At 45.2% G+C, this 21,668-nt stretch carries 16 protein-coding genes; 4 read left to right on the forward strand and 12 right to left on the reverse strand.

Annotated elements, in window-relative coordinates:
- Nucleotides 1–4: 4 nt before the first annotated feature.
- The 6 genes from bamA to prfB all read right to left on the reverse strand — a co-directional run bounded on the left by bamA (nt 5) and on the right by prfB (nt 9,297).
- Nucleotides 5–2,239: an outer membrane protein assembly factor BamA gene (gene bamA, locus K8R76_10885; GenBank protein ID MCD4848680.1), complete on the reverse strand. Its 2,235-nt coding sequence runs from the start codon at nt 2,237–2,239 to the stop codon at nt 5–7.
- A complete protein-coding gene (locus K8R76_10890; protein MCD4848681.1) occupies nt 2,236–4,716 on the reverse strand; it encodes an ATP-dependent Clp protease ATP-binding subunit in 2,481 nt (826 codons plus the stop codon). The genes bamA and K8R76_10890 overlap by 4 nt, the downstream gene beginning before the upstream one ends.
- 133 nt (nt 4,717–4,849) lie before the next feature.
- A complete protein-coding gene (locus tag K8R76_10895) occupies nt 4,850–5,527 on the reverse strand; it encodes an ABC transporter ATP-binding protein (protein MCD4848682.1) in 678 nt (225 codons plus the stop codon).
- Nucleotides 5,520–6,770 carry an ABC transporter permease gene (locus tag K8R76_10900; GenBank protein ID MCD4848683.1) on the reverse strand — a complete coding sequence of 417 codons (1,251 nt, stop codon included), beginning with the start codon at nt 6,768–6,770 and terminating at the stop codon, nt 5,520–5,522. Before K8R76_10900 ends, K8R76_10895 begins: the two co-directional genes overlap by 8 nt.
- Nucleotides 6,767–8,230 (reverse strand): lysine--tRNA ligase, encoded by a 1,464-nt coding sequence (lysS, locus tag K8R76_10905; GenBank protein MCD4848684.1) that lies wholly within the window; start codon nt 8,228–8,230, stop codon nt 6,767–6,769. Before lysS ends, K8R76_10900 begins: the two co-directional genes overlap by 4 nt.
- 2 nt (nt 8,231–8,232) lie before the next feature.
- Nucleotides 8,233–9,297: a peptide chain release factor 2 gene (prfB, locus tag K8R76_10910; protein MCD4848685.1), complete on the reverse strand. Its 1,065-nt coding sequence runs from the start codon at nt 9,295–9,297 to the stop codon at nt 8,233–8,235.
- A 173-nt stretch (nt 9,298–9,470) separates the two neighbouring features.
- Between prfB and K8R76_10915 the strand changes: the two genes are divergently transcribed.
- From K8R76_10915 to K8R76_10930, 4 genes are all read left to right on the forward strand, one after another.
- On the forward strand, nt 9,471–10,703 hold the full coding sequence (locus K8R76_10915; GenBank protein MCD4848686.1) for a cation:proton antiporter: 1,233 nt from the start codon (nt 9,471–9,473) through the stop codon (nt 10,701–10,703).
- Nucleotides 10,704–10,705: 2 nt separating this feature from the next.
- The gene (locus K8R76_10920) at nt 10,706–11,536 is read left to right on the forward strand and encodes a PTS sugar transporter subunit IIA (protein ID MCD4848687.1); all 831 of its coding nucleotides are present in this window, start codon (nt 10,706–10,708) and stop codon (nt 11,534–11,536) included.
- 32 nt (nt 11,537–11,568) lie between these two features.
- The gene (locus K8R76_10925; GenBank protein ID MCD4848688.1) at nt 11,569–13,017 is read left to right on the forward strand and encodes a hypothetical protein; all 1,449 of its coding nucleotides are present in this window, start codon (nt 11,569–11,571) and stop codon (nt 13,015–13,017) included.
- Nucleotides 13,018–13,156: 139 nt separating this feature from the next.
- The gene (locus tag K8R76_10930) at nt 13,157–14,017 is read left to right on the forward strand and encodes a transposase (GenBank protein ID MCD4848689.1); all 861 of its coding nucleotides are present in this window, start codon (nt 13,157–13,159) and stop codon (nt 14,015–14,017) included.
- Nucleotides 14,018–14,037: 20 nt separating this feature from the next.
- Here K8R76_10930 and K8R76_10935 read toward each other — a convergent pair whose 3' ends face one another.
- The 6 genes from K8R76_10935 to K8R76_10960 are packed head-to-tail and all read right to left on the reverse strand — an operon-like array spanning nt 14,038 to nt 21,617.
- Nucleotides 14,038–15,408, reverse strand: coding sequence for a DUF4900 domain-containing protein (locus K8R76_10935; GenBank protein MCD4848690.1), 1,371 nt, complete (start codon nt 15,406–15,408; stop codon nt 14,038–14,040).
- A gap of 58 nt (nt 15,409–15,466) precedes the next feature.
- The gene (locus K8R76_10940) at nt 15,467–16,981 is read right to left on the reverse strand and encodes a hypothetical protein (protein MCD4848691.1); all 1,515 of its coding nucleotides are present in this window, start codon (nt 16,979–16,981) and stop codon (nt 15,467–15,469) included.
- 13 nt (nt 16,982–16,994) lie between these two features.
- Entirely contained in the window at nt 16,995–19,352 is a 2,358-nt protein-coding gene (locus K8R76_10945) for a type II secretion system GspH family protein (protein ID MCD4848692.1), read from the reverse strand.
- Nucleotides 19,353–19,370: 18 nt separating this feature from the next.
- On the reverse strand, nt 19,371–19,745 hold the full coding sequence (locus tag K8R76_10950) for a type II secretion system GspH family protein (GenBank protein ID MCD4848693.1): 375 nt from the start codon (nt 19,743–19,745) through the stop codon (nt 19,371–19,373).
- Nucleotides 19,735–20,151, reverse strand: a complete 417-nt coding sequence (locus K8R76_10955) for a hypothetical protein (GenBank protein MCD4848694.1) — start codon at nt 20,149–20,151, stop codon at nt 19,735–19,737. Before K8R76_10955 ends, K8R76_10950 begins: the two co-directional genes overlap by 11 nt.
- Nucleotides 20,148–21,617, reverse strand: coding sequence for a hypothetical protein (locus K8R76_10960; protein ID MCD4848695.1), 1,470 nt, complete (start codon nt 21,615–21,617; stop codon nt 20,148–20,150). The genes K8R76_10955 and K8R76_10960 overlap by 4 nt, the downstream gene beginning before the upstream one ends.
- Between the last annotated feature and the right edge of the window lie 51 nt (nt 21,618–21,668).

The following is a 21,668-nucleotide window of genomic DNA, read 5'->3' on the forward strand; positions in this document are numbered from 1 at the left end:
CTGATCAGAAGGTTGTCCCAAACTGGAAGTGTGGTTCCCAGCCTCTGTCAGGACCATCAAAACCATATGCGTAATCAAATCCCATTATTCCAAGCATGGGGACCTCAATTCTGATACCCATTCCAGCACCCCTGTGAAGATCCGAGAAATCACTGGATGACCAGGAGTTCCACGTGTTACCGGCATCAGCAAATACAGACAGCTGCAATTGATCGATGATTCTGAATCTATATTCCGCGCTGAGAATGAGCATTGATCTTCCACCTACTGTTTCAAACCCTTCAACAGCACCTATGGATCGTGAACCATAACCTCTCACTCCATAGAATCCTGTTCCACCAAGCTCGAACAGCTCATATGCAGGAGGTTCTACTCCGGCAAGTGAAGTAATCACCCCTGTTCGAGCTCTCATGAAGAAAATGAATTTCCAGAATGAAGGAACATACCAGCTTGAATCCAACAGATACTTCTGGAAACCTATATCTCCACCAATCGCGCCGCCTGCGAACTCAGCAGTCAAGCTGTTCAAGGATCCGGTTGATGCAAATACCTGTCTGTCGCGACTGTCTCTTGTGAAATTCAATCGAATGCTGCTGGTCCATCTTGGCCAGTTCTCATCTCGAAGAGAGTAGTAATAACTTGTTGAATCAGTTGTAATGTCGAAGACATTCACTTTCTCAAGAACGTACTTTATCGATGCAGAAGAATAATCGATCCATGGCAACGGACGTCCCACAATAACAGCACCGCCTGTTCTGCGTCTGTCGTATTCTGTTCTGCTTTCCGTTGTGTGGAACAGCTCACCGCCAAGAGAAAGAGGTGTATCCATAAACCATGGTTCTGTGAATGTGACATGGATATCCTGTTTTTTCTTCGAGAACTGGTAGTTGAGCGTTATATCCTGCCCGCGTCCAAAAAGGTTGGTTTCTCCCAGTTCAACGAATCCACTGAAGCCGTCACTGCCCCCGTACGCGGCTCCGACTCCAGCTTTCCCGGTCGTTTTCTCCTCGACACTGATCATAAGATCAACATCCGGAGAATTATCTATATATTGAAAATCAACATTTACATTACTGAAGTAATTTGTGTAGAAGATATTCCTGTAACTTCTCATCAGTGCAGACCTCTGGAACATGTCGCCAGGAAAGACTATCAGTTCTCTTCTGATAACATTATCCAGCGTTCTTGTATTTCCCGAGATATCCACTCTGCGAATATGAGCCCTCTCTCCTTCCTGAATAAGGAAAGAGATATCAAGTGAATTCAGATGTTCATCTTCTGTTACGACAGGCTCTATTCCAGCATAGAAGTATCCTCTCTCCTGGAAAAGCTCATACAGGGTGAAAAGAGAGGAATCCAGCTTTTCCTGATCGAACTCATCACCATTTTTAATATCAAGTACAGATACAAGCACTGAATCGGAAAAGACTTCATTACCGGAGAATGATACATCACCGAATGTGAAATATTCTCCTTCTTCAACGGTAATCTCAAATCTCAGGTGACGCCCATCTTCCAGCATGGATCGCTGTATATCCAGAATCTTTGCATAAGGATATCCATGATTCTGGTAGTAAACCACTACTGTATCAAGATCTGCCTCGAAGTCACTTTCTCTGAATCTACCGGACCTCCAGAATGAGTCCTGTCTCGTATCCATCTGTCCTCGAAGCTTAGCATCATTAAATACGGTATTCCCGAAAAAGTCAATCTCTCCTACTCTGATATCAGGTCCCTCATCGCACTCAAACAGCAGGATACTCCGGTTACCTGTATCAGGATCAAGCCATCTTGGATTAACGGTTGCCTCATGCCTGTGTTTTTCCGCATAGAAATGCAAAACTATCCTGCGAGCACTCTCAACCTGCCCCGGAGAGACAGTCTGACCGGGAAAAAACGAAAGTGAATCAAGTACATCATTTTCTTTCAAATGACCGGGATTGCTGAATTCGATTCCACTGAGCAACCGATTCTCATTGATCATAATAAGTACATCAGCAAAACCATCAACAGTATCAGCCTGAATTTCTATACTGCCGAAATATCCGAGATTGAACAGATCTGAAGTTCCACGTTGAATAGCCCTGCTCGTAAAGGTATCTCCGGGATTCATCCCGAAGACACGTAAGATCAGGCTGTCACTAACAAAGGAGTTGCCGATTACATCTATCGATCTTACTTCAAGAGCGAACGATACTGATATCAGGGCAACAAGAAGAATTATGAAGTTATATCTCAATTCTCGACTCTTCCATGTATTGTGTTCATGTTAATCTCTTCTGTATCTGTACTTTGAGATTCGGAAATCCTGAACAGAATCCGATTCTCTTCTCTTACTGCAAGCACTGAATCACCTGAAGAAAATTCGTTTCTTAGTATTGCGTCAGTCAGAGGATCTTCAAGGAGTCTTCTGATTGTTCTTCTGATATGCCTGGCGCCTGCCTCTGGATCGTAACCAGCTTCAGTTATCAGAGTTAATGCTTCAGGTGAAAGTGAAAGTGAGATGCCCAGTTCAGAAAGCCTCTCTTCAACAGCACACATCTGAAGATTCACAATCTGTTCCATATCGTTGAATTCCAGTGGATTGAACACGACAATCTCATCAAGTCTGTTTAGAAATTCAGGATTGAAGCGATTCCTGAGAGCATCAAGAACAATACCGTCTTTGCGTTCAGCTTCTGAATCCTTATCATCGGATGAAAATCCCAACCTGCTTCCTGAAGCGAGATTCCGGGAAGCGATGTTGCTTGTCATGATCAGTATTGTATTTGTGAAATCAATCTCTCTTCCATAATTATCAGTCATGCGGCCATAATCCATAACCTGAAGCAGCATGTTATAAAGATCAGTGTGAGCTTTCTCTATCTCATCAAGAAGTACAATGGAATAAGGTCTTCGACGGACTTTTTCAGTCAGTTGTCCACCCTCATCATATCCGACATAGCCAGGAGGAGCTCCTACAAGCCTTGAACCGGCGAAGCTCTCCTGGAATTCAGACATATCAATACGGATCAGTGCGGATGGATCTCCAAAAACCATTTCAGCCAGAATCCTTGCGGTTTCAGTTTTTCCAACCCCTGAAGGACCAAGAAACAGGAAAGTTCCAGCAGGTCTGTCTATGTCCCTCAGACCGACACGGCTCCGTCTGATCGCCCCGGATATTGTACTGATCGCTTCCGACTGGCCCACAATCCTCAAAGCAAGGCGTTCCTCAAGATCAAGCAGCCCCACAGTCTCGCTTTTGCCTACCCTGCTGACTGGAATACCTGTCATGTCGGCTACTACTTCCGCTACCTGATCTTCTGAAACCGGCGCGATCTGAATCTCCGACAGCCACGCTGATCGAGTTTCAGCCAGTTTCTTCTCGAGTGATTCCATCTGTTCCCGAAACGAAAGAACAACTTCAAAATCATCCTTCCGGGATGCATCCTGTTTCAGGTTCCTGAGGTCACTCACTTCATCCATTATTTCCTGTATGTGATGCGGTATCCTGTAATGGAATACTCTGTTCTTGGATCCTGCTTCATCCATTACATCGATAGCCTTATCCGGAAGAAATCTTCCGCTTATGTATCTTGCGGCAAGCCTGGCACACGCCTGAATAGCTTCATCAGTATATGTGGTCCCGTGATGCTCCTCGTACCTGCGCCTGAGACCTTCCAATATCTTAATGGTTTCCGATACTCCTGGCGGATTTACAGGAACAGGCTGGAAACGTCTTTCAAGAGCTCCATCCTTTTCAATACGTTTTCTGTATTCGTCAAGCGTAGTAGCTCCAATACACTGGAGTTCTCCTCTTGCCAGAGCCGGTTTCAGTAAATTAGCAGCATCAAGCGCACCTTCAGCAGCACCTGCTCCAACCAGAACATGCACCTCATCGATAAAGAGAATAATATCTCCGGATTCAGTAACTTCATTAAGCAGTTTTTTCAACCTTTGTTCAAACTGGCCTCGATACTTCGTCCCGGCTACAACGGCTGCCATATCAAGAGCAAGAACGCGTTTTCCAGCCAGAAGATCAGGTGTTTTTCCGGATGCAATCAATCCGGCAAGCCCCTCAACAATAGCTGTCTTCCCGACACCTGGCTCGCCAATAAGGATTGGATTTGATTTCTTTCTTCTGCACAAAACCTGCATGATTCTGTTTATCTGCTGTTCTCTGCCTATAACAGGATCAAGATTGCCTTCTCGAGCCAGCTTTGTCAGATCCCTGCAGAAGTAATCAATTCCCGGTATTTCCTGAGCCTGTTTCTGTTTTAATTCACTATCGGATTCGATATGCAGGGGAAGCTCAGCGGCTGCATCTTCGGCAGCTTTCTGGAACACTCCCTTCTCGCGAAGTATACTGGAAGCCTGACAGTTTCCTACAGACAAAAGTCCCAGGAGAAGATGATGTGTGCCTGTTGCGGGTGCACCGCTGCTAACAGCTTTTCTCACCGCTTCGCGCCTGACCAGTCTGGCCTTGGTTGTCCATCCGATCTCTCTGAGATTTATTTCATTTGCAACAGGGCGGCGCATAAGGTTTTCAAGACGGGTTCTGAGCACACCGATTCTTACACCCAGTTCATGAAGTATGATCAGCGCTGCTGAACCTCTAACAGAAATCAGACCGAACAGAATATGTTCCGAGGTAACTTTGCTCTGTCCAGACTTCTCAGCTTCCTTTACCGATATCTCAAGAGCGGCCCTTGCCTTTTCAGTCAGATTTTCCGGCACTTACCCCTCCTCCTGTTAATTCGCGAGTTCTGAAACACATCTATCCGGCTTGGTTGCTATTGTTCCTGACGTATGATAATGATTACCCTGACCATAATAAAGATAACCATGGTGAAGGAACTCTGCAATCTCATTATACAAGAATTCCATCCTCCAGAGTCAATTTCCTGTGAGCTCTGTCAGCGAGTTCAATACTGTGAGTGGCAATAATAAATGCCTGATTTCTCTTTTCGGCCAGTTCCAGTATCATATTTTCTACCCGTATACTGTTTTCAGCATCAAGGTTGCCTGTGGGTTCATCGGCCAGGACTACTGAAGGAGATAGAATAAGTGCTCTGGCTACAGCTGCCCTCTGACGTTCTCCTCCTGAAGCTTCGGAGGGAAAGTGCTCGCTCCTGCCCAGAATACCTACTTCATCAAGTAACTGCTCAGCTATTTCAAGCGCGTCTTTTCTGGAATTCCCGGCAAGCATTGAGGGCATAGCTACGTTCTCAAGCAGAGTAAACTCATCAAGAAGGTGATGAAACTGAAACACAAAACCAAGTGCCTGATTTCTGATCCTTGCTCTTCCGCTTTCATTAACATCCCAGACGTTCGTTCCACTGACAGTTACAACACCTCTATCCGGACGGTCAAGCACCCCGCAGACATGAAGGAAAGTACTTTTTCCGGATCCACTCGGACCAACCAGGGAAACCACCTCACCTGCTTTTATCGAGAGGCAGGCTCCTCTGAGAATGGAAAGGAACGTAGCTTCAATCCCGTAGGATTTCCAGATATCTGTTGCTGACAGAACTATTTCCTTACTCATACCTTACCGCCTTTGATGGAGATACCGAAAGCGAATAAACAGCTGGGATCAAAGATGCAAGTAAACAGGCAAACACTGTAGCTCCCCCTATACACAGGATAAGGACAGGCTGTATCTCACCTGGAAGAACATCAATCCAGTATACACTGCCTTCAAGTCTGATTGGAAATACTGTATTGATTATAAGAACAGTCATGACAGCAAAAAGAGAACCAGTCAGCGCACCGGCCAGACCTATAATTCCGCCCTGCGTCAGACCTGTGGCAAGTACCGCTCCCGGTGAAGCACCCATGGCTCGCAATACACCTGTATCTCTCCTGTGTTCCAGTGCTATCATGTTAAGAGCGCTAAGCAGATTCAACAGAGCTACGACGCTGATCAGAGCAAGTACAATTGACATGCCTGTTTTTTCCAGGCCCAGAGCAGCGAACAGATTTTTGTGCCGTGAGATGAACGCATCACAGACCATGTAATTACATTCATCACCTATGTAGGAAGCTCTTAGAATGGCTGATACTTTTTCAGCAGTATGCAGGGGATCATATCCAGGCACTATTCCAACGCTCAATGATGTAGCAGTAATATCTTCCCTGAATAACAATGAAGCAGTTACCAGATCAGTGAGAATAATTGAAGAATTGTATTCATCGATACCAAAATTTATCACAGCGGATACTCTCACGGGAATAATAGTATCGACAAGCAATCTGCCCATCGAAGAGAATTCAGTGACGTCGGTAGAAGCGAATCTGATCGAATCACCAGCGGATACTCCAAGCCTTGTCGCAAGAATGTGCCCCAGAACGGCTCCTCTTCCTGTTATGTTCATTCCATCAAGTCTGTCGCTTGAAATCAGATGTGGTTCAACATCCCAGTCAATTCCCCTTACGCGAATGCCAGCAACATCTCCGCTGTTTCCGGCTGCTACAACTGTTTTCTCCAGAACGGCTGATACACCGTAGAGTTCATCCAGCGAATCCGCAAGATTCTCCACAAAAAAAAGATCGGTTTCCTCAACAGGATATCCTCCAGGTGCCCTCACCTCAAGTGGAGGTTGAATTGCTGCAAGATGCTCCATGATAGTTCCGGAGAAACCATCCATGAAGGCGTGGAGAATTAACAATGCGGCTACACCGATTGCAATACCGGTTATTGATAAAAGAGATACTGTTCTGACAAAGCCTGAATTTGATCTGCTGAGTATCTGTCTCCAGGCAATGCGCAGAATCAGAGAATAATTCACTTGTTCTGCCGCCGTAGATTAGGGAAAAAGATCGTATCTCTGATCTTGCTTGTTCCTGTTAAAAGCATGACGAGACGATCAATACCAATCCCCATCCCTCCGGCTGGAGGCATCCCGGTTTCCAGTGCGAAAAGGAACTCTTCATCAACCGAACCCTCCCGATGAACACTGGCTTCAGCCTGCTCCTCAAGAATTTGCCTCTGAAGAATCGGATTGTTCTGTTCACTGAAAGCATTCGCAAGTTCCAGACCAAGCACAAAGGCTTCAAATCTTTCAGTCACACCAGGTGAACCGGGTTTACCCTTCGCGAGAGGTGAGAGAGCTTCCGGATAATCAACAACAAAAGTGGGCTGCTCAATTCTGTCAGCCACATAGAAATCAAAAAGTTTATCAAGAAGTGTGATTCTGTCTTTTGCAGGCGTAGTAATACCATTCTTCTGAGCGAGCGCTTCAAGATCTTCCGGTTCCCAGGAGAAGAGATCTTCTCCGCTAGCCTTCAAAAGGGAATCAATGAATCCTATCCTCCTGAACGGTGGGGAAAGATGAATCAGAGTTCCCTGATATTCAAGATCTGATCCGATTCCTGAAACCCCAGCAGCAGTAATGACCATTTCCTCGAATCGAGTCATCATTACATTGTAATCCGCATAAGCCTCGTACATTTCGAGTTGTGTAAATTCAGGACTGTGCGTCCTGTCGATTCCTTCATTCCTGAAATCTTTTCCCAGCTCGTAGACTCTATCAATTCCACTGACAAGGAGACGTTTAAGATACAGCTCTTTGGCGATTCGCAGAAAGAATGTTTCATTCATGCTGCTATAGTGTGTTTTGAATGGTTCCGCTGCAGCACCACCGTAAATAGACTGTAATACAGGAGTTTCAACTTCCAGGAAATCATTTGAATCGAGGTATGATCTGAGTGAGGATATTATCCTGCTCCTCTTTCTGAATCTTTCGAGAGAATCGGGGTTTATCAGAAGATCAACACATCTGTGCCGATAAAGGTAATCACTGTCGGTAACCTCGTCGTGAGCTACTCCCTCTGAATCAATCTTAACGACAGGTAGCTGTCTGAGACTCTTGCTCAGCAAAGTCAGATCGGCACACTTGACAGTCAATTCGCCCAATCTGGTTGTGAAGATTGACCCGTTAACCTGGATTATATCTCCAAGATCAAGAATACCGACAACAGACCAGGCCTTCTCATCAAGAACATTCCTGCTCAGATAAAGCTGAATGGAACCTGTGCCGTCGCGAAGATCAGCGAAGACTGTTTTGCCATGTTCTCTTTTCCCTGTGATCCTTCCAGTAACGAATATGTCTTCCTCTGTTTCTCCTTTATCTCTGGCTTCCTTCATGGAGAATGATTTATGGCTTCTTGGGGGATAGGGATCAATCGAAAATTCCGATTGAAGTTTTTCAAGCTTGCTTCTTCTCAGATTCTGCTGTTCATCACTCATAATTACTGACCGTTCTTTCTGAGATATTCTTCAATAAACTCCTGTATATCACCTGAGAGAATATTATCAATATTCGATGTTTCCATACCGGTTCTGTGATCCTTCACCATTTTGTAGGGATGCATTACATAAGATCTTATCTGATTGCCCCAGGAAACATCCTTTTTTGTTTTTTCCATTTCCGCCTTCTCTTCCCGGCGTTTTTCCTGTTCAAGTTCATACAGGCGAGCCCGGAGAATTCTTCTTGCCACTTCTCTGTTCCTGAACTGAGATCGCTGATTCTGGCACGTGACAGCGATTCCAGTCGGAATATGCGTCATTCTCACAGCTGAATCTGTTTTATTAACGTGCTGGCCGCCGGCTCCGCTTGCCCTGAAAGTATCTACTCTTATTTCATCATCATTTAGTTCAATCTCAATGGTATCATCAAGATCAGGAAGCGGAAATATCGAAGCAAAACTGGTATGCCTCCTATGATTCTGATCAAAGGGAGATTTTCTTACGAGCCTGTGGATTCCACCTTCAGCACTAAGATACCCGTAAGCCCATGGTCCCTTTATTGATAGAATCGCTTCTCTGATTCCACCCTCAACACCACCCTCACTCATACTCAGTATATCAACATTAAATTCCTGCTTTTCAGCCCAGTAAATGTACATCTTCATCAGCATTTCAGCCCAGTCCTGACTATCCTGCCCGCCGGCACCGGACCGAATTGTCAGTATAGCATCATTCCTGTCGTTAGGACCTGACAGCATCTGCATGAAATCAAGACGGTTCAGTCTTCCGTTCACCCATGTCAGATTAACCGAGCATTCCCTTTCCAGTTCTTCATCAGGATCATTTGAAAGCAGTTCGACTGCAATCTCCACATTCTCCAGTTTGTTCTCAACTTCTCGAATAGGATTGATCCGGGCCTGGATCTGCTTATGCTCATTTATGATCTTAAGAGCAGCTTCCTTGCTATCCCAGAATCCAGGTTCAGCCATGATTTTGTTGAGTTTCTTATCATTGGAAACAAGCAAAGGGAAGTCAAAGACACTCCTTGAGTCTGGTGAGTCTCTCAAATGCTTTTTTGTAAACTGATCGTAAATCTTCGACTGTCATCTGAACCTTTCATTATATCATATTTAGAAACTGTTCTCTCGAATCGCTGGAATATAAAGCTTTTCAAACTGAATCAGTAAGGTTGACCCACAGGCAATACAGAATTATTCTGAGGGCTTCTTCAGGAGGTTAGATGTTTTCAGATATATCGGGTTACGTGCTGGAACTGCGTGAAGCTTTCAGCACACATATTGTATTCGGAGTCGGGATTCTTCTCATGGGCAGCTATTTCATGGGCAGGTTCGCGGAAAAAGTGCGGCTTCCGGCTATCACCGGCTTCATACTTGCAGGCCTTCTCCTTGGTCCTTCATGTATCGGTCTTGTGCATGAAGACCTTGACGAAACCCTTGCTTCGATAACCGAGATCGCCCTGGCACTTATCGCCCTGGTTATTGGAAGTGAGTTCAGCCTGAAGAAACTCAGAACCATCGGCAGACCGGTGGTAATCATTACACTGTTCCAGCTTTTCGGTGCATTCATACTTGTTACGACCGGTCTCGTTATTGCAGGAATGAGGCTGGAATTCGCAGCAATTCTGGGAGCCATAGCATCTGCAACGGCACCGGCAGCAACGGTCGCGATTATCAGAGAACTCAAGGCAAGGGGACCTTTTGTGGATTACCTGTATGGAGTCGTAGCTCTTGATGACGCAGGATGCGTATTACTCTTCGCAGCTGTTACTGCTATTGCCGGTAATTCCCTGGGATCAGCTGCCGGTCTTGTTCATTCGGTTTTCCATGCTGTTATTGAGATCTTCTCATCACTTGTACTCGGGGCATCAGCAGGATGGCTCCTGCATTTCCTGACCCGAAAAAGAAGAAGAACCAATGAAATCCTGATAATTTTACTCGGGGTCATACTCATTCTTTCAGCAGTCTGTAACAGTTTCCATCTCAGCGCACTTCTTGCCAGTATGGCGGCTGGTGCTGTTATGGCGAATCTGTCAAGGAAAACCCATCGGATAATAAATACCCTTGACTCGATTTCCCCCCCCCTGTACGCAGCGTTTTTTGCGATTGCAGGTACCGAACTGAGTATGTCCGTCATGACCTCGCCACATATCCTGCTTATGGGCGGAATCTTCGTTCTGGCCAGGGCTGCGGGAAAGATTGCAGGAGTACATATCGGAGCATCGGCAGCTCATTCGGATCCTATAATTAAGAAATATCTCGGTTATGGAATGCTTCCACAGGCCGGAGTAGCCATAGGTCTTGTACTATTTCTTGATACGATGCCATATTTTGCACTGAATCGAGAGATCACCGCCACTCTGATAAACATTGTGCTGTTCTCTGTACTTTTTAATGAACTTACCGGACCGCCGTTTTCAAGATATTCCGTGGTGCACGGCGCCAAATTGGAGTAATAATGGATATTTCCAAATACCTTTTACCGGAATCCTGCACAATCGAGCTTGCGGGAAAAACAAAAGAAGAAGTTGTCAGAAGCCTTGCTGAACTTATTGAAACATCCCCAAGCGCTGCCGGAGTCGATCTGGAAAACATCGAGCAGGGCCTTCTGGAAAGAGAAAAAATGGGATCCACAGGTTTCGGCAAGGGAATCGCAATTCCCCACTGCAAGGTTACAGGCATGAAGGATTTTGTACTGGCTCTGGGTATTTCAAACAAGGGTGTGCCGTTCGATGCCATGGACAAAAGAAGTGTGCACGTATTCTGCGCTATAGTAGGCCCGCCTGAAGATCCGGAAATGCATCTGAGGCTCCTGGCGGCAGCCAGCAGAGTACTTGGAGCAGGTAAATCCAGATACGAACTGTTAAGCAGTTCAACCTCGTATGCCCTCAGAGAAGCCTTCCTTTATCATGCTGCTCCGGCAACTGCCATTGATTCCTGTAAAGACAAAACCTTTAACCGGCTTATGCTGATAATTGTCCAGGAGGACGAGATCTACAATGATATTATCGAGCTCTTTCTGGAAATGGGTCTTCCAGGGGCCATAACCCATGAGGGAAATCTCATGAGTCAAATCCTTTCCGGAGCACCTGTTTTTGCGGGATTTCTTGACGTTCTCGGCAGTTCCCAGCCCGAACCCAGAACCATTCTTGCACTTGTTCCAGCCGATACCCTTGATGAAATGATAGCTTCAATCGAGGAAATTACCGGAGATTTGGAGAATCACAGGGGAGCCTGCATTATAGTACTGTCGCCTGACATAGTAAGAGGATCACTGGAAACAATATAAATCCAGTTAATGAACTTATAAGGAGTGGAATCATGGCCGATTTATCGCAAAAAATGGATGACCTTTTCGGAAGAATACGGGAGAACAACCTGTGGAGACAGAGGAAATGCATTAATCTCATTCCCTCCGAAAATACACCCAGCCCTCTTGTCAAAATCTGCGAATTGTGCGATCCAGCAGGCAGATATGCCGAGCATAAAAGGATGAAGGGCAGGGATGTTTATTTCTATCACGGAACTGATTTCATCAGAAAAATAGAGGAAGAGGTCGGAGAAGCGATAAAGGAATATTTCCAGTGTTCGGAAGCTGAACTGAGAACCATTAGCGGACAGATGGCAAATGAAGTCATATTCGAGGGTGTAACCAAATTTGTGAACCGCTCCACTCCGGATGGCACATTCAGAAAGCTCCGCTCTGTTATGAACAATAATCTGGGTCTTGGAGGCCACCTGTCCAGCCAGCCTTTCGGAGCGCTCTTTAATTTCGTTGATATAGATCCTGGAACAGGCAAGGAGAACTGTGTCAACTTTCCCGTGATGGAAAGCAATCCATACAGGATCGACGTGCCGAAGATGCTGGAAACTGTGCGCAGGGTACGTCCGGAGCTTGTTATCTTCGGAAAAAGCATGTTCCTCTATCCCGAACCTGTCAAGGAACTGGCTGACGAAGTAGCCAATTGGGAGGACAGACCTGTCATAATGTACGACATGGCACATGTGCTCGGGATCTATGGAGCATTCCAGGCTCCGCTTATGGACGGCGCAGACGTTGTCACAGGATCCACCCACAAAACATTCTTCGGCCCACAGCGTGGTGTAGTGGTCAGCAACATGGCAAAGAAAACTCCACTGCGGAAACTCTGGCTTGATATCACGAGCAGAGCTTTCCCCGGCAGCACAAGCAACCATCATCTTGCCACTCTTCTGGGTCTTCTCGTTGCAACTATGGAGATGAACGAGTTCAAGGATGAGTACCAGAACAAAGTCCTGTCAAACGCAAGAGCCTTCGCGAAACACCTTGCGGATAACGGGCTTATGGTTGAGGGTGATCCTGCTGACGGGTACACACATACGCATCAGGTTGTTGTTCGTGTGGCGGAACACGGAGAAGGCTCCAAGATAGCAGACCGCCTTCAGGCCAATAACATCATAGTCAACTACCAGGCACTTCCCGATGATGAAACGTTCCTTTATTCAAGCGGCATCCGGACAGGTGTATCCGAAATGACCAGGTACGGAATGAATGAAAACGATTTCGGTCAATTGGCTGAATTCATGGCAAGAATAATCCTGAAGAACGAGGATATTGCCGATGAAGTAGCCGATTTCAGGAAGAAATACACTGTGATGCGCTACACATTGCCGCTTGAAGAAAGCATCAGGCTTGCTTCGGGTGCCCTTGAATCAGCATTTCCGACCGGTGAATACGCAAAACTCTTCGCCGAAAACCTGAGAGATCTGGGGGCCGGGCCTAACATTTAAACATTTCTGGTTTATCAGCGGCAATTGATGTTTTGATCCGATTCTGACATTGTCGCTGAACATCTAATGAGGGTACTTTTATTTAGTGCTTTTCTTTTCAACACTTGAAATGTATCTGATTTATGCGTACACTCATAATATGAGCAGGCAATTAAGAATCGAATACCCGGGAGCTTTGTATCATGTTACCGCGCGTGGCAACAGTAAAGCTGCAATATTCATAAATGATGCTGACAGATACAAGTTTCTTGATACTCTGAAAAACTGCACCAAAGCATTCAACTACATCTGTCATGCATACTGTATCATGGACAATCATTACCACTTACTTATAGAAACTCCTGACGCAAATCTGTCAGCAGGAATACACAGGTTGAACTCGATTTATGCCCAGTATTTCAATAAGCAATATGATCGCGTCGGTCATGTATTTCAGGGAAGATTTAAAGCAATTCTAGTACAAAGGGATGACTATCTTCTTGAACTGTGCAGATATCTAGTTCTTAATCCTGTAAGAGCTGGAATTGTGAAACACCCTGGAGAATACCAGTGGAGCAGTTTTTCTTCAACCATCGGCAATACCAAATGGTGGGATTCTTTCCTTACAATAGAGTGGATTCTATCCCAGTTTGACAATGATATGTCACTTGCCCGCAAACGATACATAAACTTCGTTATGGATGGTATCAATGCTGATCCGCCGATGAAGGATATCAAGGCTGGTCTGATTCTGGGAGATAAAAGTTTTATAGAATCGCTAAGTAAAAGAATCAGTGAATACAGAGATGATACGGAGATTCCAAGGGAACTGAGATATGCATGCAGAGAGGATCTAAGCTCACTATTTAAAGATCTCGAATCTATGAATGAAGAAATAAGGAATAAAACGCTATTTGAAGCATATTCCAAGCATGGATACACTCAGAAAGAACTTGCGCAGTTCTTAAACAAACATATCGTAACAATCGGGAGAATCATCAAAAAGAGACGAAATGTTTAAATGTTAGGCCCGGCCCCCATTTAGAACAGGTTGTCTTCGATGCTCAGTTCGCCATAATCCCTGTCCTGCTGCCAGGACGATACTACCCATCTGTCAAGATCCGGAAAATGAGGCGGATGCTTTGTCGTAAGTATCTCATTCCAGGCAATAGCAAGTTCATAACCTTTCCCGCCGATTCCGATTAAACCAACATCCTGAAGAATAAGGCCTCCATATATGGTAATCCTCACGTTCGGGTCCGGCATACCTGGGTCCTGTGCTCTGAGACGGCCATCAGGTGCAGCCAATACAGCACGGATCTGAAGATGCTGATCAGTTTCAATATTCCATGGATAAGGCCAGTCATCACCGCCTGAAAGATCAGGATCTTCTGCAATGATTATGTCTGCCAGGGAAACGATTCCCAACGGTCCTGAATCATCAGAAGCGGGTTTCTGAATTGATCCGGCAATGTATATCTGTCCTGAACTTACCAGGGTGACCGCATGATCCGGACGTCCTGCAGTTTTAAGGTAAGCGTAACCGGCTATACACTGAATGTAGACCAAATCCTTTCCGACAAGGCTGACCGTATCCACGGGAGAATCTATTCCGCTCTTCAGAAGGAGCATGTTACCCTTAAGAATGATTCTCCCTGCACTGGTGATCATGGTTCCCTGCGAATGTGCCTCATTCTGCAGCTGCCTGAACCATTGAGACATAGAGTGGAAGTCTATGCTGTCAGCTTCAGTTACCCAGTGTGGACTTCCCCTGAGATGTCGGCGGTAGGGTCTGACCCAGATATTTGAATTCGCCGGATGGGGTACATCGGAGTAACCGGCATCGGAGAAGTAGAAATTCTCCAGGCTTGTGGATACTGCTGCCACATAAGGATCTTCAAACGAGTCGGGTGAAAGACTGGAAAACCCTATTAAACCGTTGGAATGAACCGGTCCGGTTATGAAGGTTCCATCATCGAAAAACCCGGGTGGAATCCTGTTATTCAGAAGAAGAGCATATCTCGAGGGGTAATCGGGTGAAGCCCGTATCACGATGTCTCTTGTTACGTTGCCGGATAATCCGGTACTCCTTATTTCGACAGCGCCAATAACATTAGGATCTGTATTACCGTCATACGGATCAATTATGACCCGGGTTTTCTCGTTTCCCGCTGGAATACTTATCCAATTCGCACTATCACCGGGAAGCAAATATGGGTCTGTTTCAATCGGCGCTCCGTTTCCGAGCGCAAGTTCATGCAGCGCGATATTCGCACCTGCTTCCGCTGCGGCTATTGCCCTGATTCTGCCGGATGTGTTCATGTACGAATCCATATTAGCTCTGAACAGAACGAATACGGCTGTAGAAAGAATGAACAGAACCAGGGCAAGTATCATCGTGATCGCCAGCACGGCGCCTTTGTTACCGGCCAGACTGCATGGTATTCTTAAACAGTTCCTGATGTTCGATTTAATATCTGTCCCATTCTATACTCTGCAGATCCATATCAGGTATATTTTCCCAGTAGACAATTGACCACTGTCCTGTCTGGGGGAAATATGGTGGATGTCTGGTCATCAGCCTCGTATCGTAATCAATTACTATATTATGTCCCGATGATGAAGTACTTGTATAGCCTTCAGCCTGGGCAAGATAGCCTCCAACTATATGAAAATCAACTGCGCCGCCGCTTGGCTGTGAGTAATTCTCAGCATAGAGAACTCCATCCAGGGCCATGAAGGTCGCAGAGAAATATATATAGCCATCAGTTGTCATTCTCCAGGGAACACCCCAGTCTGCGCCATCACCAGGATCCTCCGCGATAACAACGTCTCCATATACAGTAATAAGTCCAAGCATATCATCATTATGAGTATCCATGATATTAGGATCGATATAATGATGATCGCCGGATACATACAGATGCCCGCTCATGCCTATCGTGAGGGGCATATCAATCCCCCGTTCCACAGCAGGCCATACGGCAGGATACTGCTTGATGAAAATTATGTCGTTATTGCCGTTATCAATCCATACAACAGGTTCTGCTAATAAGGATAGATCGTAAGTGGTCTCTGGAACACCATTACCCGTTTTCACATGAAGAGTATGATTATCTATCATAAGCCTTGTACCGCTTGGAAGTTCACCGTGCGGTGAAGAGGCATCAAAGTAGAGACCGCCCGACTCCGCTTTATTCCTTGCCCTCTGCCAGTTTACTGAGCCCGAATTGAACGGTATCTGGTCAGCGTGCATATCGAAGTAAGGAGGACCCATCAGCATTCTATCGTACGGCTGTATTTGAAGCCTATCTCTCTGCGGCACAACAGTCAGCCCCCCGGGCGTCTGGCTTGTTCCATAATAGTAGCCGTCGCCACCTGCTCTGGTCGCCAGCTCCAGACTGTAGAAGTATGGATCAGTAGATGTGGAAGCATCACTACTCCAAATGTTTATCGGACCATTCGAGAAAAACGGTCCGCTGAAAATATAGCCGTCACCATAATAGCCGCTTGAAAATCCATCATCCTGAAAGCAGGCGAACCGGGCAAAATTCTCCGGCATCATCTTGACTTCCATACCATAATAAAAGGAATTTTCTGCAGTTCCCACGCGACCGAGCACTCTGACTCCATAAGCATTTGCAGCTTCGATCTCGTCATTATCATTATCAGGGTCAATCCAGACAACTATTTCACCCAGGTCTCCGCCGATAAGATCGTACCAGCCTATTCCACTTGCAGGAAGTAACTGCCTTGGAAAAGAATCCTGCGGCATTTCAACGCCAGCCATAACCATATATGCAGCAAGGTTGGCTCCCGCTTCTGCTGTATATCTGGCCTGAAGCAATTCTCCCTGCCATTCATAGGATGATATGTTTGCCTGGAACAATGTGTAGATCCCGCTGCCGATGATCATAAAAACCACCATTACAACCACAGTCATAACAAGCGCGGAACCGTTTTTCTTTCCTCTGTTGTTTTTCATATTCATCCTCCTGCTAGATATTATCTCCATAAACCTGGACATTATCAAGGTTCCAACCACCACCAACGAAAGCTAGATTAGAGCAAAGAACATATTTGAGAAAGAAGTACGCACTTGTGGAATAGTTATCGAATTCATGGCTGATGTCAGTATTAGCATAACTCCATTCATCCTCATCCTGGATATATGTTCTTATCAGCTGCCAGTCGCCTGAAATGGAATCGGGAGGAGTTTCCGTATCGGAGAATCCCACATAGACATATCCTTCATCTGCCGTCGCAATCCTCAGACACATGTAGTGTCTGAGTGTTATTTTGTTGTATGTACCTGCTGCAGGCATTTCATAGGCAGGTGAAACCAGCCATGAATAAGCATTGTCTTCGTAGTATCCATCGTAGATTCCCGGTGGATCAACAATTCCGAGATCTGTTCCGGCTATTGAATTACCATTCTCAGTGGTTAGGTCTGGATCGATATCCGGTACAAATACCGGCTCACCGAACTGCCAGTCGTTTTTCTTTCCGCCTGTTATCCAGTCATCCACAGGGAAAAGATCAGGCGTATATATTCCTTCAAAGTCGGAATACTCGAACATCGTATATACAGGTACTTCTTCCTCGCTATCCGATTTTTCAATCATCTCAAGAGTTCCATGAACAGTGGTGTTAAGCCTTACAACAGGAAGGATGCTGTTTCTTGTAAGGCTAACGGGATCACTACCGTTATTGAAATTATTCCGACACTGATAATCTGTTCCGGTATCAATGCATCCCCATTCAAAAGATCCTGAAATATCATTATCGTATTTTTCTATCTTTATCATGAGATTCTCACCGGCAGGAAGCGTGAAGGGGACATCGAGAACAATTTCATTCCAGCAGCTGCTGTCCGCCTCCCATGTAGCTGTCCAGTTAACATCCACAGCGACATGCTGCATGGTTGTCTTGTCCCATTCGCCATCGGCACCAAAAACGTCATCGCTCGTCGTGCCCATATAAACATCTACATCATCGTATGTAAATGTATCATCAAATGTAGGACAGAAAGTCGCTTCGAATTCAATTGATGTAATTTCTAATTCAGGGAAGTCTTCTTCTGTTCTTTCAAAATCCTCAAGCGGCATGATAGGGTCACCGATTTCCTCTTCCGGGTACCAGGCCCCCCATTCTACCGTGTTGCTGAACAGCAGCCATCCGTCGCTGGTGTATTTTGTCGCTTCCCACGGGGAATAGTGAACCCTGCGGGATTGAGCGTCGCCATTCTCCTGGTAGCAGACTCCGGAGTAATCGTCAGCAATACCCTCTTTTGTCAGAAAGAAAGTTCCAGCATCGAAAGTGTACAGAATCGAATGCTCTGCCGCTTCGGAATATATGGTGAACAACGGGTCCGGGAGATCGTTATTTACATGATGTAAAGCTTCTATAACCGTCATATCTGTTCCCGTTGTGACTCCGAAATCAGAACCCATTAGAAATGTTCCTGAAGCTTCCTGTCCATTCATTGTAATTATGGGTACTTTGAGATTTATCAGGAAATCAGTACATGTATGAACATCTGCCTCCATATATCTGAGGATAAGCAGGTTAATATTCGAGTAATCATAACTCTCCAGATCAGGATCAGTCAGTAATGTTACTGTATAGCCCCATAAGCTCAATCTGTTTATCATAAAGACTTCATCAGCTGTAGGCGCCGGTCCTCCGGATAAGCCCGGAACATTGAAGGCAATATTTCCCTTGATTTCCGGCCATCCGCCAAAACTCGGATCGATATTATGGCTTATCCCCAGATTACGAGGTGTTACCGTTGTAAACATCACTGTTGAATACACATTACCGGCGTATTCCGATTCAAGCTCAATTCTTATCTGAATATGCCTGATCTGATCCCGCTTTTCCTCTGTAGTAAGTGTATCAAGCATCACTCCATCTTCATCAAGATAAGTAAATGAGAGATTTGTTACATTGCTGCCTACGGTTTGTGAAAATGCAGCAGTGCGGTCTGTTATCTGAACCTGTCCCGATAAGAGGAGTTTGATTCTTCTGTAGTCTGAATCATCCAGAATCTCCCATGGTTTATAATCAGCATAGAACTCAAGCTCATTGATGGTTGCCAGTGTTATCGGATGCCATTCATCATCATCCCATACCGGATTGGGCATATAACCAGCCCAGATAACTGTATTTGTTATAGCTTCAAGAATTTGCCTTGCGGCGATATCCAGCTCATTCTGTCTGCGGGAGAAGTGGAATTCAGTAGTACCCCTTGTCAGAAGAAGAAATACTGCTCCCAGCACCACTCCGAGAATCACGAGTACTATCGTAATCTCGACAAGCGTCATTCCTATCCTGCTTTTTTTAAGCCAATTCATTGCAATCCTCCTTCTCTCCTAAAATACTGTACTTAGAGATACTGTTTCTGAAGCCCCTGAGCTATTCCATGTAACTTCACAGACAATGAGTTTTGCCTCTGAATATTCCACGCTGTAATCACTTACAGTTAAGTCCCTTGTATAGGTTATCTCTGCCAGGGTTATATTTTCCGAAGTTGTTCCTGCGGAAAGATCTTCAGTTCTGCATTGCTCAAGTCCCTGTCTGCACAGTTCCAACGCTTTTGTCTGGTCATCAATTTTGTTCGAATTCTCGATCATCGACGAAATGAAATAACCAAGACCTACGATCAGAATCGCGAGTATAACACTCGCGACAAGCAACTCGACCAGGGTAAATCCTCCCTGATCGTTACGGGGTATTCTACCTGTCATCGTTTCCTCCTGTCTCATTAATTGATTCAATTTCAATTTCATTACCGTTCCTGCAGTTAAGATATATTCTCCGTACAAGTTCGATTCTTTCTCCCGAAGATGATGTAACTTCTACAGAGAATTCGCGCTCATTCTCTGCAAGCGTGAATACAACTGTTCTTACTACAAAATCAGAATTGCCTACGATCTCATGATACATTGATGAACCGTCCTCCGGGACATCCACCTGGTAATTGAGAGCAGACATTCGATTTGTAGCAAGTATCAGAGCATTTCTCCTGTCTGACAGTTCCATTCTCCCTGAGATGAAGAATTTCAGAGAGAACAGGATTGTAAAGGTTATCAGTAAAAGAGTCACCATGGGAACCAGTGCTTTCGAAGGGGAATAACGTTTCCCGATCTTCATCCCCTGATCCTCCCCACTGGTGTCAGGATATCCAGCCTGTTTCTATTTGAAAAAAGAATATTGAAGGTATACATGTTTCTTAATTCCGGTTCTTCATCGAATCTGCCTGTTGAAATTTCCAGTTCCACCAGGACATCCTCGGATCCGGCTGGATCCAGGTATAACAACATATTTTCTTCAGAGATGACCGCTATATCAATTCCACCGGAACCGTTGAAGTCCCCTGGAATACCACTATTAAGCAGAGGGGAAACCTGACCTGATATATCAGAAGTAACTATTTCAGTACTCCCGTTCCTGTGGCCAGTAAGAGTATTCCGATAAGAAAATATTCTTCCGTTATACCCGTCTAGAAGAACATTATGATTATTAAGATTCTGGAAACCGTGTACAAGATACTTCCTCCAGGATACTTCCGAATTCCCATAATCCCATAATCCTCCAAGTCCGTGCCTGTCTTGGATATACCCCCATGCGATAAGTTCAGCGGATTCTACTTCATCTTTTAGCAGCATTCCTCTGGTTGAAGACATACAGGCAAGACAGTCCTTGCTTGCCCATACCGTGTCGTAATATCCATCAAGATCAAAATCACCGAAAAATACATCCTTGATCAAAGGAGGATTAAGTGTGGAAGCTATAGATTCATCAGATGATATTTCCCCGAATATTTTCCCATCAGGCATAATCACCGGACATGTTCCTGTGGCAGAATAGAGATGCCTGATTTCTCCGCTATCAAGCTCGATGGCTATTCCAGCGTTGAACCCATCATTTATAACAACTACAGGCCCTGATTCTGTAAGACCTGTGGTGATAACAGAAGACTCTGAAATTCTAAAATCCCCAAGAGAATAGGCTGATGACGAACCAAAATCAGATATGGCAATAAGGACATCAACTTCAGTGTTATCACACGCAAGAACAGCAAGAGGTTCAATATCGGGTACGCATTCCTTCAAGATCCAGCTGCCTTGAACGGAACATATCGTTACGGGGAAACCCACCCTGTTCCTGTCTTCGCCATACTCTCTGAGATATACAATAACGCTGTCATCTGTCGTATTTCCAGCAACCAGCAGACCACTGCGCGACGGAACAGCTGATAATTCAGATACTCCCGGAAATTCGTAACGAAGCGTTCTGCTTTCAACCGGTGTAGATTCAATAAGTCGGAATCGAGATATCATCCCCCCGGTTTCAACAGGCAGGATGGAATCCTCAGGAGATATTCTGCCGGAACCATACATGAATGCGGCATATTCAATCGCTGCATCGTGTGATAATGTTGCCTGTGTCGATTTTTCTACTACTTTCTGCTTTTCAGATGCTTTCGAGACATATCCAAAAAGGAGTGATATGGAAAGTATAACTACAGCTGATACTGCTAATGAAATAACATATGCGGCACCGGAGCCCGTCCCCTTCGGAATATCACAATATGATCTGCTTCTATTTGTATTCATAACAACACTACTTAATGCATACTTCTTGCCAGATCTGTGTTATCGATTGAT

The sequence above is a fragment of the Candidatus Aegiribacteria sp. genome, from assembly GCA_021108435.1.
In the GTDB taxonomy this organism is placed as follows: Bacteria; Fermentibacterota; Fermentibacteria; order Fermentibacterales; family JCC-6; genus Aegiribacteria.

What these genes read in the sequence shown, in the direction of transcription:
- K8R76_10895 (MCD4848682.1), bottom strand. Translation starts at nt 5,527, where the DNA reads ATGAGTAAGGAAATAGTTCTGTCAGCAACAGATATCTGGAAATCCTAC.
- lysS (MCD4848684.1), bottom strand. Translation starts at nt 8,230, where the DNA reads ATGAGTGATGAACAGCAGAATCTGAGAAGAAGCAAGCTTGAAAAACTT.
- K8R76_10915 (MCD4848686.1), top strand. Translation starts at nt 9,471, where the DNA reads ATGTTTTCAGATATATCGGGTTACGTGCTGGAACTGCGTGAAGCTTTC.
- K8R76_10920 (MCD4848687.1), top strand. Translation starts at nt 10,706, where the DNA reads ATGGATATTTCCAAATACCTTTTACCGGAATCCTGCACAATCGAGCTT.
- K8R76_10925 (MCD4848688.1), top strand. Translation starts at nt 11,569, where the DNA reads ATGGCCGATTTATCGCAAAAAATGGATGACCTTTTCGGAAGAATACGG.
- K8R76_10930 (MCD4848689.1), top strand. Translation starts at nt 13,157, where the DNA reads ATGAGCAGGCAATTAAGAATCGAATACCCGGGAGCTTTGTATCATGTT.
- K8R76_10940 (MCD4848691.1), bottom strand. Translation starts at nt 16,981, where the DNA reads ATGAAAAACAACAGAGGAAAGAAAAACGGTTCCGCGCTTGTTATGACT.
- K8R76_10945 (MCD4848692.1), bottom strand. Translation starts at nt 19,352, where the DNA reads ATGAATTGGCTTAAAAAAAGCAGGATAGGAATGACGCTTGTCGAGATT.
- K8R76_10950 (MCD4848693.1), bottom strand. Translation starts at nt 19,745, where the DNA reads ATGACAGGTAGAATACCCCGTAACGATCAGGGAGGATTTACCCTGGTC.
- K8R76_10955 (MCD4848694.1), bottom strand. Translation starts at nt 20,151, where the DNA reads ATGAAGATCGGGAAACGTTATTCCCCTTCGAAAGCACTGGTTCCCATG.
- K8R76_10960 (MCD4848695.1), bottom strand. Translation starts at nt 21,617, where the DNA reads ATGAATACAAATAGAAGCAGATCATATTGTGATATTCCGAAGGGGACG.